Origin of the sequence: Nitrospira sp. SG-bin1, from assembly GCA_002083365.1 — a bacterium.
Taxonomy (GTDB): Bacteria; Nitrospirota; Nitrospiria; order Nitrospirales; family Nitrospiraceae; genus Nitrospira_D.
Map to the genome: position 1 here is coordinate 79,231 of LVWS01000005.1, position 15,051 is coordinate 94,281.

Annotated in this window: 17 protein-coding genes; 10 read left to right on the forward strand and 7 right to left on the reverse strand. The window is 54.9% G+C overall.

The window, feature by feature from the left end; all coding sequences use genetic code 11:
• Positions 1-35: 35 nt before the first annotated feature.
• The 4 genes from A4E19_12830 to A4E19_12845 all read right to left on the reverse strand — a co-directional run bounded on the left by A4E19_12830 (position 36) and on the right by A4E19_12845 (position 4,054).
• Positions 36-398, reverse strand: coding sequence for a hypothetical protein (locus A4E19_12830; protein ID OQW37559.1), 363 nt, complete (start codon positions 396-398; stop codon positions 36-38).
• A gap of 106 nt (positions 399-504) precedes the next feature.
• Positions 505-807 (reverse strand): hypothetical protein, encoded by a 303-nt coding sequence (locus A4E19_12835; GenBank protein ID OQW37560.1) that lies wholly within the window; start codon positions 805-807, stop codon positions 505-507.
• Between the two features lie 227 nt (positions 808-1,034).
• Complete coding sequence (locus A4E19_12840) at positions 1,035-1,286, reverse strand: hypothetical protein (protein OQW37561.1); 252 nt, start codon at positions 1,284-1,286, stop codon at positions 1,035-1,037.
• A gap of 239 nt (positions 1,287-1,525) precedes the next feature.
• Positions 1,526-4,054 carry an ATP-dependent helicase HrpB gene (locus tag A4E19_12845; GenBank protein OQW37562.1) on the reverse strand — a complete coding sequence of 843 codons (2,529 nt, stop codon included), beginning with the start codon at positions 4,052-4,054 and terminating at the stop codon, positions 1,526-1,528.
• A gap of 74 nt (positions 4,055-4,128) precedes the next feature.
• Here A4E19_12845 and A4E19_12850 point away from each other — a divergent pair, with 74 nt between their 5' ends.
• The 4 genes from A4E19_12850 (at position 4,129) to A4E19_12865 (ending at position 8,446) form a co-directional block, all read left to right on the forward strand.
• Complete coding sequence (locus tag A4E19_12850; GenBank protein ID OQW37563.1) at positions 4,129-4,341, forward strand: hypothetical protein; 213 nt, start codon at positions 4,129-4,131, stop codon at positions 4,339-4,341.
• A gap of 108 nt (positions 4,342-4,449) precedes the next feature.
• A complete protein-coding gene (locus A4E19_12855) occupies positions 4,450-5,916 on the forward strand; it encodes a hypothetical protein (protein ID OQW37564.1) in 1,467 nt (488 codons plus the stop codon).
• A gap of 48 nt (positions 5,917-5,964) precedes the next feature.
• Entirely contained in the window at positions 5,965-7,422 is a 1,458-nt protein-coding gene (locus A4E19_12860; protein ID OQW37565.1) for an MFS transporter, read from the forward strand.
• A 175-nt stretch (positions 7,423-7,597) separates the two neighbouring features.
• Positions 7,598-8,446 (forward strand): hypothetical protein, encoded by an 849-nt coding sequence (locus A4E19_12865; GenBank protein ID OQW37566.1) that lies wholly within the window; start codon positions 7,598-7,600, stop codon positions 8,444-8,446.
• Between the two features lie 38 nt (positions 8,447-8,484).
• On the opposite strand, the gene A4E19_12870 is transcribed toward A4E19_12865, so the two are convergent.
• Positions 8,485-9,258 carry a hypothetical protein gene (locus A4E19_12870; GenBank protein ID OQW37567.1) on the reverse strand — a complete coding sequence of 258 codons (774 nt, stop codon included), beginning with the start codon at positions 9,256-9,258 and terminating at the stop codon, positions 8,485-8,487.
• 615 nt (positions 9,259-9,873) lie between these two features.
• On the opposite strand from A4E19_12870, the gene A4E19_12875 reads away from it, so the two are divergent.
• On the forward strand, positions 9,874-10,944 hold the full coding sequence (locus tag A4E19_12875) for a hypothetical protein (protein ID OQW37568.1): 1,071 nt from the start codon (positions 9,874-9,876) through the stop codon (positions 10,942-10,944).
• Positions 10,945-10,962: 18 nt separating this feature from the next.
• Here A4E19_12875 and A4E19_12880 read toward each other — a convergent pair whose 3' ends face one another.
• Positions 10,963-11,472 (reverse strand): hypothetical protein, encoded by a 510-nt coding sequence (locus tag A4E19_12880; GenBank protein ID OQW37569.1) that lies wholly within the window; start codon positions 11,470-11,472, stop codon positions 10,963-10,965.
• A 187-nt stretch (positions 11,473-11,659) separates the two neighbouring features.
• Between A4E19_12880 and A4E19_12885 the strand changes: the two genes are divergently transcribed.
• On the forward strand, positions 11,660-11,956 hold the full coding sequence (locus tag A4E19_12885; GenBank protein OQW37570.1) for a hypothetical protein: 297 nt from the start codon (positions 11,660-11,662) through the stop codon (positions 11,954-11,956).
• A gap of 196 nt (positions 11,957-12,152) precedes the next feature.
• Here the strand turns inward: A4E19_12885 and A4E19_12890 are convergent, their stop codons facing one another.
• On the reverse strand, positions 12,153-12,989 hold the full coding sequence (locus tag A4E19_12890) for a hypothetical protein (protein ID OQW37571.1): 837 nt from the start codon (positions 12,987-12,989) through the stop codon (positions 12,153-12,155).
• 130 nt (positions 12,990-13,119) lie between these two features.
• Here A4E19_12890 and A4E19_12895 point away from each other — a divergent pair, with 130 nt between their 5' ends.
• The 4 genes from A4E19_12895 to A4E19_12910 all read left to right on the forward strand — a co-directional run bounded on the left by A4E19_12895 (position 13,120) and on the right by A4E19_12910 (position 14,682).
• Positions 13,120-13,782 (forward strand): hypothetical protein, encoded by a 663-nt coding sequence (locus tag A4E19_12895; GenBank protein OQW37572.1) that lies wholly within the window; start codon positions 13,120-13,122, stop codon positions 13,780-13,782.
• Between the two features lie 243 nt (positions 13,783-14,025).
• Complete coding sequence (locus A4E19_12900; protein ID OQW37573.1) at positions 14,026-14,208, forward strand: hypothetical protein; 183 nt, start codon at positions 14,026-14,028, stop codon at positions 14,206-14,208.
• Between the two features lie 21 nt (positions 14,209-14,229).
• Positions 14,230-14,430: a hypothetical protein gene (locus A4E19_12905; protein OQW37574.1), complete on the forward strand. Its 201-nt coding sequence runs from the start codon at positions 14,230-14,232 to the stop codon at positions 14,428-14,430.
• 66 nt (positions 14,431-14,496) lie between these two features.
• Positions 14,497-14,682, forward strand: coding sequence for a hypothetical protein (locus A4E19_12910; GenBank protein ID OQW37575.1), 186 nt, complete (start codon positions 14,497-14,499; stop codon positions 14,680-14,682).
• Positions 14,683-15,051: the final 369 nt, after the last annotated feature.

Here is a 15,051-nt window from a genome sequence, read left to right on the forward strand (position 1 = left end):
CGCTTCTCATACGACATAAGACGGAGTCAATCGCTTCAGTTCACGCGTTCTAGCGTTGTCGTATGGCCCTGGTCCGTCACGTAAGCCTTGACCATGTCGCCCGGCAGGACCTTATCCAGCTTGGTACTCTTGTCGACATGGACCTTTTGCTCCTTACCGTCGTCGTCTTTGATGTAGTAGTATTCGCCTTCTGTTCGCATCAAAGTGCCCTTGATGGTGTCCTTTGTCAGACGCTCTTTGAGGGTCGGTGATGCTTCTTTCTGGTTCGTTGGATTGGCCGATTGGGCCTCGATACCGATGCCCAACAGTCCAACTACCAGTACGGTCGATATCAGCATCCTTTTCATGGCCACCTCCAACAATGACAGGGTGAGAAGACGACACATCGTGACCGTCATCTTCTCGAAGAACCATCCGGCTGGGGACTAGGAAAGAACCTGGCTTACCTCGGAGATGGGGAACGATTGTCTTGAGGCAACGAGAAGGCGAGAGATCCGGTACGACTTATCCTATCAAGTCAGAGTTGAACTGATTCAGCGGCCGTATGGTGACTGCAGTCACTTCGTTGTACACGGTGAGCCGACCCCCTTGTCGACGTCGGGTAAAGGTCCCTTCCACGATGATTTGATCCCCGTTCTGAACGGGGATTCGGCTGGTCACTTTAAGCGTCCCGACGCTGTCGGCCAACAAGAACTTGAACGTTGGCTCTCCCTTCTGATCGATGATCGTTTGAACATCCTTTACGGAACCGATGACGACCACGGCTTTGTGATCATACACTTCCGGATGGGCCATGAGGTCTGCCATCTCCAGTAAGTTGGCGTTGCCCAGGGGTATGGACAGGAGAGTCACGAAGAGAGCGGGGAGAATAACTAGGGAGACTCCGAGGGTGCGGCGAGGAGGAACTAGGGTTTTGCTTGTCATGATCGAGCCGTATTGTACCGAAGATCACGGCCAGTACAAGATGGGCGATCACCTTACTCAATGGTCTCTGAGTTCTGTTACGGGGTCACGGAGCGACAACGCGATGGGATTCAGCGGTTTGTATAGGGTCCGTGCAATGTTTCGGAAGGGGTGGTTTTGTCTTGCTGCGAGGTTTCGGTATTCTCTCTGGTCACAGTCGGTTCGATTTGGCCGGAAGCCGATTTGGTCTGTCGCTCTTCATCCAGGCTCCGATGATCCCGGTCTCCGGCGAATACACTGACGCTTAGAAGGAATGCCAGCGCCACGGCACTACCCTTGACATCTAGTTCATGTGCAAGCTTTTTCCCGAACCAATGAAGCATGTGTTCCGTCTCATCTGAAGTAAGGAGTGAAGTAAGGAGTATTGGTATTGTGTGTACGCGGCCCGGAGAGCATGCGCTACAGGGGAAAACCCTAGCCCTCTACCGGTTTCTCCCCCATGAAAAAAAACGAGGATGACCGAGCTGAGGTTGCTTTGAGGGTATGGTGGATGACAGCGGTGCCCGTTCACGTCGAACGAGCAGGCATAATATCGTTGTATTGCTGCACTGAGAATCCGTTGTCAGCTCTCCTTTCTTCGCTTTGCCTTGGCCGTCGGTACGGCGGCCATGGGATCTTCGGGCCAATGGTGTTTGGGATATCGACCGCGTAATTCTTTCCGGACATCTGCGTAGGCTCTCCTCCAAAAGCCACCGAGGTCCTGCGTGACCTGCACCGGACGTCCGGCAGGGGAGAGAAGATGCAAAACCAACGGAACCTTTCCATCAGCGATGCACGGAGTGTTCTGGCTGCCGAACATTTCTTGCAACCGTACTGCCAACACCGGGGACTCGGATTGCTCGTAATCGATCGGGAGCCGGGACCCACTCGGGACGATGAGGTGCGTCGGAGCCAGACGGTCAAGGCGACGCGATTGTTCGTAAGTCAGCAAGGCATGGAGTGGTGCCGTCAGATCCAGCCGCCTCACCCGCTCCAGGGTCGTGATTCCCGTCAGATAAGGCCCGAGCCATTGATCCAATGTCAGAAGCAACGTCTCGTCGGACAGGTCGGGCCATTCTGACTGAGTATCATCAATGCGTCTCAGCCACATCACACGAGCACGCCACTGTTGGAGAGGACGACTGAAGGAGAGGACTTCAAGTCCATGTTTATGAATGGCTTCTAACAATATGTCAGTTATCTTATTCGCATCAGGTGACGAGATCGTTTCCTCAGTGAGAATCATCGCGCCTAACCGTCGGCGGCGCCAGGCACGAACGGCTCGGACTGCTTCATCCCAGATGATCTCTTCTTCATCAATCAACCGGGCAGGATACAAGGAGGCAATGTCTTCTTGGGTAATCGGAGCCGCAAGATTGATTCCGGCCCACTGGTCGCCTCCATCCAAATCGGCGATGACGAGAAAGGGCTCCGAGGCGAGGGGATCGGCCGTCCTAAAACGAGCACCTCGACCATTCACCAAAAGGTAACGCCCTTCGCGATCCGGCTGCCGCCGAGCGATCCGATCGGGATAGGCCAGTGCAATCAATCGCCCGACCGAACTTGAATCGTCCTGATTCTGATGTCGGACCTCACGAGACTGTATGCCGCCGAGCTGTCGCATCCAGAGTCGGGCTGTTCTCTTCACTCGGTCAACCGCGGCTCGATCCACCGTCTGACCGATGGTATTGTACTGCCCCCGCAAGACATCAATCCTTACCCGCAGATCAGCGTTCTGCCATTCGCGTCGCCCTTGAAGAACGTCTCGTTCGCTCAACAGGGCCGCCACCTCGCATGCGAGAGCGGCAAGACCGAACGGCAATGCCCGAAGCACCATATGCGCGAGGCGGGGGTGCAGGGGAAGTTCGGCCATTTGTCGGGCATGGTCCGTCGGCCGACCATCGGCCGAAAAAGCATCGAGTTGCACCAAAAGATTTCTGGCCTGAGCCACGGCTCCGACAGGAGGAGGGGTGAGCCACGACAACTCCGCCGGATCACGGGCTCCCCACTGTGCCAAATCGAGCATGAGAGGAGCCAGATCTGCTTCGAGAATTTCCGGTGAACGGCGAGGAGCCAGCATCACCTGTTCTTTCTCGGTCCACAGTCGGTAACAGACACCTGGTTCAAGACGTCCGGCCCTTCCGCGGCGTTGTTCAGCCGAGTCTTTTGTGACGCGAACGGTTTCCAATCGAGTCAGTCCGGAACGCGGGTCGTACCGTGGGATTCGAACGCGACCCGCGTCGATCACCACACGTATACCGTCGATCGTCAAACTCGTTTCGGCGATGGAGGTGGCCAACACGACTTTTCTCCATCCAGGAGCTGTCGGCCGAATCGCGACATCCTGCATGTCTTGCGGAAGATCTCCATGCAGCGGCGCGATTTGTACGGTGGGAGGCAGACCGGAATCCGACAGGATTCGTTCGACTCGGCGAATGTCCGCCATTCCCGGGAGGAACACCAACAGATTACCGCGATCATTGGCGAGCGATCGCCGAATGAGCTGCGAGACGGCCGCATCAAGCCGTCCGGTGAGCGGTTGATCCAGATACCTAGTCTCGACGGGATACATCCGGCCTTCGCACGTGATGAGAGGAGCCCGACGCAACAGTTCGGACACCGGACCGCAATCCAGCGTCGCCGACATGATCAAGAGACGCAGGTCGGGGCGGAAGAGGCGTTGAGCTTCGAGACACAGGGCAAGTCCCAGATCCGCTTGCAGGCTTCGCTCATGGAACTCGTCGAACAGCACGATGCCATAGGTCTCAAGCGAGGGATCTTGTTGGAGCAACCTCGTCAACACCCCTTCAGTAATCACCTCGATTGTCGTCGCCGGTCCGATCTTCGTGTCGAGACGCATCCGATACCCGACGGTGTCTCCGACATGTTCGTGCAGCGTTTCCGCCATGCGATGCGCGGCGGCTCTCGCGGCGAGACGCCGGGGTTCGAGCAGCAAGATTTTTTTGCCTGATAACCAGAGCGCGTTCAGAAGAATCAGAGGCACACGCGTTGTTTTTCCTGCTCCTGGAGGGGCGCTCAGCAACACATTCGGCCCGGCTTCCAATGCGCAGCAGACCGACGGCAACACATCTTCTATTGGCAGTGCGGACATGACGTGATAGGGTCTCACATAGAGAGCTGATACTGTACCAGAACGCGCAAACCGTGTGGAATGAGGAACCGCGCATGAAGGACGAACCGATATCGTCTTATCGTTGGAGCAGCGACAAACCGACAAAGCCTGGTTGGTACTGGTTTCGCGGGCCCGCGCATGAAGCCGACCCCTTCATCGTGCTGGTGGATCAAGCGGGAGAGTTTCAATGGCCGGACGGCGGTTTTCAGGAAGTCTCACTCGCGAACGGCGAATGGGCCGGCCCGATCGAGGAACCGAACGAGTAGCGGGGCATCTTGCTTGATCGAAACAAAGGATTTAGGGGTTTCGTCCATTGGCGAGGGACGGAATGAATTTTAGTCTCACCGTATCGTCGCGCTGGAGATGAATGGAGGATGACGGAGCAAGCGGTCGAGCCACACCTGTTTGTGATTCTAGGGGCGACCGGTGATTTGACGCGGCGGAAACTGCTGCCCGCCTTATTTCACTTGCGCACCTACGGTGAGCTGGAAAAACAGAATACGCTCATCGTGGGGGCCGCATTGCCTGAAATGAGCGCGGACGCGTTCCGCTTGTGGGCCTATGAGGGGTTGAGTAGTTCAGGCGCTCGTCACGCGTCGGACCTTCGGCAATGGTGCGAAGACCATCTGTACTATCAGACTTTGCGGGAAGGTAGATTGGCGGACTATGAAGCGCTCGCCACGTTTATCGCTCGTCTGGAGGTGGCCAGAAATTTGCCGCAAAATCGGATCTTCTATCTGGCGCTTCCGCCGACGATCGTGCCGGCCACCTTGGAATTGCTCGATCAGACCGGTTTGCTGAAAAGTCACGGATGGGTTCGGGTGGTCTTTGAAAAACCCTTCGGTCACGATTTCCATTCCGCCCGTGCGCTCAATACCCTTTTGCACCGCTATCTCGACGAAACGCAGATCTATCGCATCGATCACTATCTCGGCAAAGAGACCGTGCAAAATTTGTTGGCCTTTCGTTTCGCCAACCCTATTTTTGAGTCGTTATGGAATCGCGACACGGTGGACAGCGTGGAGATCACCGTCGCGGAAGACCTCGGTGTCGAACACCGTGGAGCGTACTATCAAGAAGCCGGAGCCTTGCGCGACATGGTGCAGAACCATTTGACGCAACTGTTGACCGTCGTTGGAATGGAAGTGCCGACGTCCTTCGAAGCCTCGGAGATCCAGGCCGAAAAACTGAAAGTTTTACGCTCGGTTTCACCGATTCGCCCTCACAACGTCATCTTCGGCCAATACACGGCATGGGATGTCGCCGGCCAGCGGATCGCGGGCTACCTGGAAGAACGAGGTGTCCCTCCCGATTCGATCACCGAGACCTATGTGGCGTTGAAGATGGAAATCCACAATTGGCGCTGGAGGGGAGTACCATTTTATTTGCGAACCGGGAAGCGGCTTCCGCGCAAAATTACGCAAGTAGCCGTGACCTTCCGTGCGGCTCCCATTCAAGTGTTTCGATCGTTGGAGCCTGATAGTCTGAACTCCAATAAATTGCTGATTACCTTGCAGCCGAGTGAAGGATTCTCGCTCTGTTTCTCCGTGAAGACTCCCGGGCGCCCGTTCAAGTTTACCGATCGGGCGTTGCGATTCGACTATGGTCGGGCGTTCGGCGGCGAGTTGCCGGAAGCCTATGAAACGTTGTTGCGCGACGTCATGATCGGCGATCAGACCTTGTTCGTGACTGCAGACTTCACGGAAACGGCCTGGCGACTCTACGACCCGCTATTGGTTGGCCCTCGATCGGTCCATTCTTACACGGCCGGATCCTGGGGACCGAAGGAAGCGGACGCGCTCGTGGAACAGGACGGCCACAGCTGGCAACTGGGTTGGTAAGGCTTCGCCATCCGATATTCCGCTCTATCGGCATGCTACCATGACGGAATGGCTTCAGATCCCGCTTGTCCCATAACCACCGATATCCCTCAACGTCTGGACCGGCTACCCTGGTCACGCTGGCATTGGCTCGTCGTCGGAGCATTGGGGATCACCTGGTTGCTCGACGGACTGGAAGTATCCATCGTGGCCTCGCTTGGTCCGATGTTGACTCACCCTGACGCATTGCACCTCACTCAATCCGAAGTGGGCCTCACAGCATCCGCGTATCTGGCAGGATCGGTCATGGGCGCGCTGTTCTTTTCATATCTCACCGACCGCCAAGGACGAAAAAAATGGTTCATGATCACGTTGGCACTCTATCTCACGGCAACGGTGCTCACGGCTTTTTCATGGGACCTCACGAGTTTCATGTTCTTCCGATTTTTAACCGGAGCCGGCATCGGAGGCGAATACGCCGCCATCAATTCCGCGATCGATGAATTGATTCCCGCTCGAAGCCGGGGCCACACCGATCTGGCGATCAACGGCACGTGGTGGCTCGGGTCCGCGGCCGGCGCATTGTTGACACTGCTCTTGTTGAACCCGGCGATCTTTCCCGAATCCATCGGATGGCGGCTCTGTTTTGTCTTCGGTGCCGTGCTGGGAGTGGCCATCATCATCGTTCGGCGGGTCATCCCGGAAAGCCCACGGTGGCTCATGACCCACGGCCGGGTGCATGACGCGGAAGCCATCGTGACGCATATTGAGCGTCAAGTGGCGCAACATCAGGGCACATCGCTCACGGCCTCCCACGGCACAATCACGGTCCATGCCCGCCCACACGCGACGATCGCGACCGTGGCCCGAGAACTATTCCAATCGTATCCACGGCGGACCGTGCTGGGCATTGGTCTCATGGTCACACAATCGTTCATGTATAACGCCGTGTCGTTCACGTATCCTCTTCTGCTCACGAAATATTATGGCGTGCCCGGCAGCACCATCGGCCTCTACATCTTGCCGTTCGCATTGGGCAACTTTTTGGGCCCACTCGTGTTGGGCCGACTGTTCGACACGATCGGCCGCAAGCCCATGATCAGCCTCACGTACGGCCTGGCCGGTCTTCTCTTGGGCGTCACAGGATATTTATTTTGGGCTGGTTCTTTGACGCTGTTCACGCACATGGTGATCTGGTCCTCGATCTTCTTTTTTGCGTCTGCGGGGGCGAGTGCCGCCTATCTGACCGTGAGCGAGATCTTTCCGATGGAAATCCGCGCGATGGCGATCGCCTTCTTTTTCATCGTGGCACAGGGAGCCGGCGTGGCAGCGCCGTGGATCTACGGAATGCTGATCGAAACGTCAACCACCAGCGTCTTCTACGGATATCTCGTGGGCGGAGGCATGATGCTTCTCGGTGCGGCGATGGAGCTGTGGCTGGGCATCAATGCGGAAGGGCGGTCTCTCGAGCAGTTGGCGCCTCCATTATCTGTGCAAAAACCATCCTCAGCCCCTCACTCACGCTGAATTTTCCAAGATACATCCATTGTGCTTCCAACGCGGCGGTACTGCCTTTCCCTCGTGCTCGGGTAGTTCCCAGTTCTTACCGGCCCGTAACGCATGTACGCATGCAGAGGATGCAAGAGGAAAGATTGGAGATATCTTCGTGTCGAAATCGGCCACGATGCTAGACGAGCCCCGGATGGTCCTCAGCGAGGAACAAGTCAAGATTGTTTTTGACGGAACCATGACAAGACCGCAACTGGATCATCCCGAAGGGCTGGCATTTGACCAGGAGGGACGACTCTACTGCGGCGGCGAACAAGGACAAATCTTTCGCCTATCCCTCGAAGACCGCACTATGGAGCAAGTCGGGGATACGGGAGGCTTTTGCCTGGGAATGGCTTTCAATGCGGAAGGTGATCTGTTTATCTGCGACTCCCGCCACGCGGCGGTGTTTCGTTTCCGTCCGGAGACCGGAAAACTGGAGTTGTTCGCCAAAGAGGCTGAGGGGCGCCGGCTCCGTATTCCGAACTATCCCGCGTTCGATGTCCAAGGCCGTCTATACATCTCCGATAGTTATGAGTTCAAGGAGCCCGGGCCCGGGATTTTTCGGTTCACGCCCGACGGCCGCGGCGAGCTGTGGTACCGGGAACCGCTCAACTTCGCCAACGGCCTGGCGTTCACGCCGGACTGTTCAGCGCTCTATGTGGTGGAAAGTTTTCCCGGAAGCATCGTTCGGATCCCGCTCACACCAAGCGGACAGGCGGGGCGAAAAGAGCATGTGGCTTCCATCGATGTTGTTCCCGATGGGTTGGCGATGGATAGCTCAGGACGGCTGTACGTCTCCTGTTATGAGCCGAGTGCGGTGTATCGAATCACGGTGGACGGCACCGTCGAAACGATCTGGCGCGATCGAGAGGCCATCGTGCTCTGCCATCCCACGAACTGCGCGTTTCGAGGCACCAGTTTGTTCACCGTGAATCTCGGCAAGTGCCACATTACCGAACTCATGGTCGGTATGGAAGGCACTCCATTGCCGCCGGTGTAGAAGGAGAACGATTCACCCACCTACCGAGTGAACCGGCATCAACGTTCGCACTCCAGAGGTTTCGCCTTGCCGCTCGAATACCGGTTGTGCAGCTTGACGGAGGGTGTTGTGCGTGCGCGTATTCGCAGATTGATCATCTCCACGGCAACGGAGAACGCCATCGCAAAGTAGATGTACCCCTTCGGGACATGGACATCAAACCCTTCCACCATCAGCGTCACTCCGACAAGAATGAGAAAAGAGAGAGCGAGAATCTTGATCGTGGGGTGCGTATCGACGAAATCGCCGATCGAACGGGCGGCGAACATCATGACCAGCACGGCGCCGATAATGGCCGTCGCCATGACGGAGACTTCGTCCACGAGTCCGACGGCGGTGATGACGGAATCCAACGAAAAGACAAGGTCCAATACGGTGATCTGCAACAACATCATTCCGAAACCGGCTGGAACCGACGACCCTGCCTCTTCATCCGAACCTTCCAAGCTCTCGTGAATCTCATGAGTCGCCTTTGCGAGCAAGAACAGCCCTCCTCCAATCAGGATCAAGTCTCGACCGGATATCGCTTGGCTCAGCACCGTGAAAAGTGGAGCGGTCAGGCTCATCACGAGCGAAATCGAGAACAGCAATCCCAATCGTGCGATCATCGCCAGCCCCAACCCCAGACGACGGGCAATGTTCCGCTGGTGCGGGGGTAGCCGGCCGACAAGGACGGAGATAAAGATGATGTTGTCGACTCCGAGCACGATTTCGAGGGCCGTCAGGGTGCCCAGCGCAACCCACATCTCTGAATGACTCATCCAATCGAACATGTGATTCTCCGAATCAATAGAACTCGACAGGGTTCAGAATCCGCTCCACGGTCTCGATGTCTGGCACGGTCTGGCACACCGCCAGAGTCCGTGGCCTGTTCGGTCACTTCATGATCGACTACGTGGGACTAATGAATCAATGATTTAAATTCCACTCTTCCTCTGACGTCTTTCGTTCAGTGATTCCTGAAACGGTGCGCATAAGGCTATCCACAGGTGATCGAAATAGATCCTAAAAGCCCTAGCTGCAGAAAATGACTAGGGCTATTACGCCTTAACCACCATGACCAACCAATGCTACTCCCCGGGGGATAAGGCAAATGAGGCGGGTTGTAACAACCGGATAGCTGCTCTGTATTTCGAAGATTATGTAGAACTGTGCAAGTATTTCGGCTAGAGCCTTACTGCGTATCTATGATATAAGGCTAGGGCTATACGTATGGGGCATCGCCACTATCACACACTGGCGTGAATCCATTTATATTCGAATAAGGCCATTCGAACCCGAGATGGCCGTCTCAGATCGTACAGCGACCCAGAGCCATAAAAGCACAACGTCAGGGATGTCATTGTAGGGATCCACAGTGGGAGGTGCCCGTGGAAACCGTTAACGAAATGGTGGGAGCGAGTCCCGCCATTTGCACGGTCTTTGACTTGGTTCGCAAGATGGCGAATACCGAGATGCCGGTTCTCATTACCGGCGAGACCGGCACTGGGAAGGAATTGACTGCGCAGGCGATCCATGAGCGAAGCCCCAGGAAACACGGACCTTTCGTGCCAATCAATTGCGGAGCCATCCCGGAAACCTTATTGGAATCCGAACTGTTTGGTCACGAACGTGGCGCCTTCACGGGGGCCGTCCACCAAAAGAAAGGTAAACTTGAGGCCGCAGCGGGCGGTACGTTGTTTCTCGATGAAGTCGGAGATTTACTACCCGCCCTTCAGGTCAAGCTGCTTCGTTTTTTACAGGAAGGCACGTTCGAACGGGTCGGTGGACAAGAGACACTCCATGTCGATGCGCGGGTTCTTGCCGCGACCAATGTCGACCTGAAAACCGCGATCGACAAGAACCTCTTTCGAGAGGATCTTTATTATAGACTCGGCGTGTTGCATATCCATCTCCCACCACTGCGCGACCGGGGCGAGGATACTTTGCTCATGGCGATGGTCTTTCTCAAACGTGCCGCCACGACCTATCGCAAACCGATCCGAGGCTATACGGCTCAAGCCGTCGGCGTGCTTCGTTCCTATTCCTGGCCGGGGAACGTACGGGAATTAAGCAATCGAGTTCGACGCGCCGTTGTCATGGCGGAAGGAACCGAAATTACTCCGCAGGACTTGGATCTGGCCGACGAAGAACCTCGGACGGAAGGTTCCCTGGATTCTCTGCGGGCGGCTCACCGCCGGATAGAAATGGAGTTGCTGGTAAAAGCAATCAGTTTGCATCGAGGGAACTTGACCCGAATGGCAAGGGACCTCGAGGTGAGCCGTTCGACATTGTACCGGAAACTGCGCGCCTATGGATTGGAAAAATTTGTGCCAGCTGCAATTCCGCTCACACCTGACAACTCCAACCCCAGGCCTAAGAAACCTGCAAAATTCAAGAATAAGGCTGAAATGCCGCATGAATCTGCAACCGCAGATGCCGCCTTGGCGCAGATCCCTCCACTCCCTCAATCGGTGTAGCGACGCTGTTTTCCACAATCACAAAACTCTATAACCTCCCTGATCTCCGTTCTGCTGTGAAGAGAACATCTCGATCGGCGACCTAGAAACAACTCGCGTGCTCTCGCGTATCAAGGTAATCGTTTTCATTTCTGAAAATGAAAGCTGCCTGGCACGCATGAAGTGTTTCACAATGAAACACCATGAAGAGAGTAATAGGGCCACAATATATTGATTTGCCTTTGCAACAATTCGCATGCAATGTGTTCTTGTGATCTTGTAAGTCGTGATCAGCTCCCTATTCCATCCAAAACATTCTACAAGCAGTGTCTCACAATAGAACACCTTGGGATGATCAGAATTCATCGTGTGTGGAGGGTAACTGCATGGGATCTTCACAAATGCGAATGATTCGATTCTATTTTGGAACGCAGTGTACATCTTCCAAGATGCATGGAGTTTGTCTTGATCGATATCAGTGTTCCAGAATAATACAAGTGGACACGATTTGATACAATCGAGTAGCTGCGGCTTGCCCGAAAAGTTCATATTACTCTCAAATAAAAAATATTGTGCTTTAGGCACCTGAATTGCTTTCGCATCAGAACAATTTGTTATGCGTAGTACTGAACGGGGTGGGGATATTGTGGATAACCTAACGGGACACGATGGCATGTTTCCTCTACACCTACTGGCAGCTTGTGAACATCATCAATATGGGTATGACCGTAGCTCGATGGCACGACTTCAGACCTTGCAGATGTCATCCTGTGAAGCTGCGGAAGGAGACATGACGCCGGCGTGGTGGTTTCATCACTTTGAGCCTGTCTGGAAACCATTCATTCAATGGTTTTGTCGACAAAGGAACGTGACATTGTATGAGTTCGAGCATGCCGCTTCTCAAGTTCGTGGGCTGACGCATATCGAAAAAACAATCGCCATCTCCGCATTTCGCCACCAACAGGAATTGGGGGGAGCTCCGTCCCACAACGCCACGGCGTTTCGCTGTGAACAAAGTCTGTCCGCCGTTTGACGGCGCTGCTTTCGTGTGAGCTCATTCCAACAGTCCCATTCCCCAATGCTCAAAGCCCAATGATGACCTGCCTGACTTTCTACGGCGAGAAGGGTACGCCGGCACTTCAATCCCGAGTGAGTATGAATCGAATGCTCAGGCGTGACTGGTTGATGTGCAGGACATGACTGTCTTCTGCACGAAAGACGGCCACGCTTCAGGGAGTCTTGTGCTCTGCAGGACTATAGTATTGGATGAAACGTTCTTGCACGAGAGGAACGGAAGCTGTCGCGCTCTGTGACCAGGACGATTGTTCTGTCGTCAGTTCCTTAGTCCAGTTGCCCATCGCGTCGTATTCATAAGTGGTGATCCACTTGCGCGGCTGATTATCGCCGAACGTTTCGGTCGTCGCTCGTACACGCCTTCCCAGATCATCATAGTCGCTCGCCACCCTGCCGGACACTACTCCTTGCGCGTCGTACATGACGAGCTCACGTAACCGTCCCTGTGCATCATACCGGTGCGTCAATTCACTGAAGAGCTCACCTTTACTGTACCGGGCTGAATAAATGCGCCGCCCGAATATATCGAACAGACTCTTGTATGCGATCGAATGGTTGACCCACAGTTGTTCCCAAAGGTGCCCTCGTTGGTCGTACTGTAAAAACTCGGCATGCTGAAAACCGCCGTCATCTGAGGTCGTCACTGATGCGGTCTCTCGGCCCCGTGAGTCTCGCGCATAGACGACCTGTTTCCTAAACAGCAATCTCCCGCTGGGGTCCAGAGCGAGTTCTTCTTGGAGATGTCCCTCCCGGTCATACCGGAACAATGAATATGTGGAGGTATTGGCATGTGCAATGTCAACGGCGGCCTCGATGAGATGCCCGGCGCGATCATAGGTTTCGGTTGTGGAGTAGCCCAATCTCTTGATCGTGACACTGCGAACGGGTCCGCTGAGTTCATTCGTGGTTCCGATTGTCTCGGCAACACCGGCCGCCTCCCAAAGGCTCCCACCAACGGTGGCCAGGAGGATTGAAAACAATCGAATATACATGTATCCCTCTCCGAGACATTCTACACTGGACGTCGAAAATATGAAGAAAGAGGAGGAATTTGGGCGGGAGCGGTGAACGCGCGTTGGATATAATATGACGGCTGAAGTCTCCTTGTGAAGGAGCGTGACTATGTATTGTGAGGACCTCGCATATATTCATGATCGCGGATATTCCGACGGAGCAGCTCGTGCCGCGACATGGATCGTTCACATGTTACGAACCAAGCATCGAAGCGGCGGCCGTCTTCTGGACTTGGGGTGTGTGGGAGCGACGGCCGTGTTTAGCCGAGCCGGGTACGAGACGCTTGGGATGGACATCTCTCGATCAATGGTTCATCTGGCAAGACGTCGGGTGCCTCACGGAAAGTCTCGTGTCGCCTCTTTCTTGCTTATTCGACCGTTCCATGGACCGCCATCGTGGCGACCGGCGAGGTCCTCAATTACCTTACCTTCCGCAGACGTGGGATTTGCTTTCGATGTTCGCATGCCTCCTCGCAAAGACGATCCGTTGACATGGGTGACAGGAAAGATCGGTACCGATTGGTCTGTCATGTCCGGCAGAGTGGTCGACATGAACCGGCGAATATTGATACGGAGCATCACAACGCTTCGATTGGTACGTGGTCGATGGCGGCGTGGCCAAGAGATCCATCGACAACGCCTGTACCGTCCATCGGACATTCGCGCATGGTTGCGTGTCGCCGGCTTTCATATCGAAAGGCGATCCGGCTATGACGAAATCCCGCTTTCCACTGGTGCACTGTTCATCGCAAGCAAGCCAGGCGCACCATGATGACCAACGGGACGAGATCAGCACGGAGCAGGGGGGAACAGGACGGTCGATTCTCCTCGCCGATTCTTTGGTTTCTCTTCGACGGTGACTTCCGCGGTGGTACGCTCTTATTCAACTATGCCGCTGTCTACCCTTCAACCTCCGATCGCTGACGAGCCACCGACATCTCCGCTCGTCCCGACATTTCCACAACCAGTAGTGGACGCCCTATCGCGAGGTCATTGGGTCGACGCGATCGTACCAGTGCGCCTGGAACAGGGCATCGGTGTCCATGAAGCCCAGGATGTGATCGAGACGTCTCTCCGATCACAACCGGCCCTCGGAGATCGAGTTGATGAAGCCCAAGCGGATGCGCGCGAAGGCCTACTCCGCTGGCTGATCTTCCTGTTGGCCGGCGGTGGGGGGCTTGCATATTTCTTGATGTAATGAGAAGGGCATGCACGCACAATGGATGGTGATCAAATTCTGCTGGCTCTGATCGGCACCGGCGCATCCTTCGTGACATTTTGTCTCATGCGATTCCCTCGGACTCGGCGACCTCGGTTCCAACCTTATGGTCCCTTCTCGCTGACCGCTTCCTTCTTCGGTGCCTTGACAATCCTCCTCATCTCCGTCTTGACAGTCTACGCACAAGCCGTTTGGCGCTGAATATTCTTTCCCTTCCCTCCGGGTGTACAATCTTCACTATCATCTGTATTGTCCGGGGGAACCTCTATGTTTGTTACGCCTGATACATGGATCGGTCTGGGGATTGTCGTGATTATCGCTGTACTGGTTGTGGGCCACGCTACATTTCTTGGCACGTTGATCATTTGGCTGTTTGGGACAGAACAAGAGACAGTGGAAACGTCTGGCAGGGATAAGACGACCCTACGGTCAGAAATACATGAAGCCGTATAATGCGTATAATGATGGGCCATGTGCCTCACGCCCCATGTCGTCAGAACGGTGTACCAAGTGAAACGATTGCGAATTTGTACCAAGCAAATGCGAATCGCTCGTCATTGTCCACACCGCCCTCGATAACCCGGTACCCTGTCGTGACATACCAGGTATCGCTCAGGTCAAGATCCATAAAACATGAACTGGGACTGCTCACCTAGTAATTATCCTTGCAATCTTTATGGTCCGCGAGTCTTAGGTAGCAGGAAGGTGGGCGATCTTGTGATCGCTTATCACGATCAGTATCATTCCAGCAAACGGACGGTGGACAAACATGACCTCTCCGTCCACATCAAGAATCTAAGCGAATCAAGGTTTAACAGGTTG

What these genes read in the sequence shown, in the direction of transcription:
- A4E19_12830 (OQW37559.1), bottom strand. Translation starts at nt 398, where the DNA reads ATGACGGTCACGATGTGTCGTCTTCTCACCCTGTCATTGTTGGAGGTG.
- A4E19_12835 (OQW37560.1), bottom strand. Translation starts at nt 807, where the DNA reads ATGGCAGACCTCATGGCCCATCCGGAAGTGTATGATCACAAAGCCGTG.
- A4E19_12840 (OQW37561.1), bottom strand. Translation starts at nt 1,286, where the DNA reads ATGCTTCATTGGTTCGGGAAAAAGCTTGCACATGAACTAGATGTCAAG.
- A4E19_12845 (OQW37562.1), bottom strand. Translation starts at nt 4,054, where the DNA reads ATGTCCGCACTGCCAATAGAAGATGTGTTGCCGTCGGTCTGCTGCGCA.
- A4E19_12850 (OQW37563.1), top strand. Translation starts at nt 4,129, where the DNA reads ATGAAGGACGAACCGATATCGTCTTATCGTTGGAGCAGCGACAAACCG.
- A4E19_12855 (OQW37564.1), top strand. Translation starts at nt 4,450, where the DNA reads ATGACGGAGCAAGCGGTCGAGCCACACCTGTTTGTGATTCTAGGGGCG.
- A4E19_12860 (OQW37565.1), top strand. Translation starts at nt 5,965, where the DNA reads ATGGCTTCAGATCCCGCTTGTCCCATAACCACCGATATCCCTCAACGT.
- A4E19_12865 (OQW37566.1), top strand. Translation starts at nt 7,598, where the DNA reads ATGGTCCTCAGCGAGGAACAAGTCAAGATTGTTTTTGACGGAACCATG.
- A4E19_12870 (OQW37567.1), bottom strand. Translation starts at nt 9,258, where the DNA reads ATGTTCGATTGGATGAGTCATTCAGAGATGTGGGTTGCGCTGGGCACC.
- A4E19_12875 (OQW37568.1), top strand. Translation starts at nt 9,874, where the DNA reads ATGGTGGGAGCGAGTCCCGCCATTTGCACGGTCTTTGACTTGGTTCGC.
- A4E19_12880 (OQW37569.1), bottom strand. Translation starts at nt 11,472, where the DNA reads ATGAACTTTTCGGGCAAGCCGCAGCTACTCGATTGTATCAAATCGTGT.
- A4E19_12885 (OQW37570.1), top strand. Translation starts at nt 11,660, where the DNA reads ATGGCACGACTTCAGACCTTGCAGATGTCATCCTGTGAAGCTGCGGAA.
- A4E19_12890 (OQW37571.1), bottom strand. Translation starts at nt 12,989, where the DNA reads ATGTATATTCGATTGTTTTCAATCCTCCTGGCCACCGTTGGTGGGAGC.
- A4E19_12895 (OQW37572.1), top strand. Translation starts at nt 13,120, where the DNA reads ATGTATTGTGAGGACCTCGCATATATTCATGATCGCGGATATTCCGAC.
- A4E19_12905 (OQW37574.1), top strand. Translation starts at nt 14,230, where the DNA reads ATGGATGGTGATCAAATTCTGCTGGCTCTGATCGGCACCGGCGCATCC.
- A4E19_12910 (OQW37575.1), top strand. Translation starts at nt 14,497, where the DNA reads ATGTTTGTTACGCCTGATACATGGATCGGTCTGGGGATTGTCGTGATT.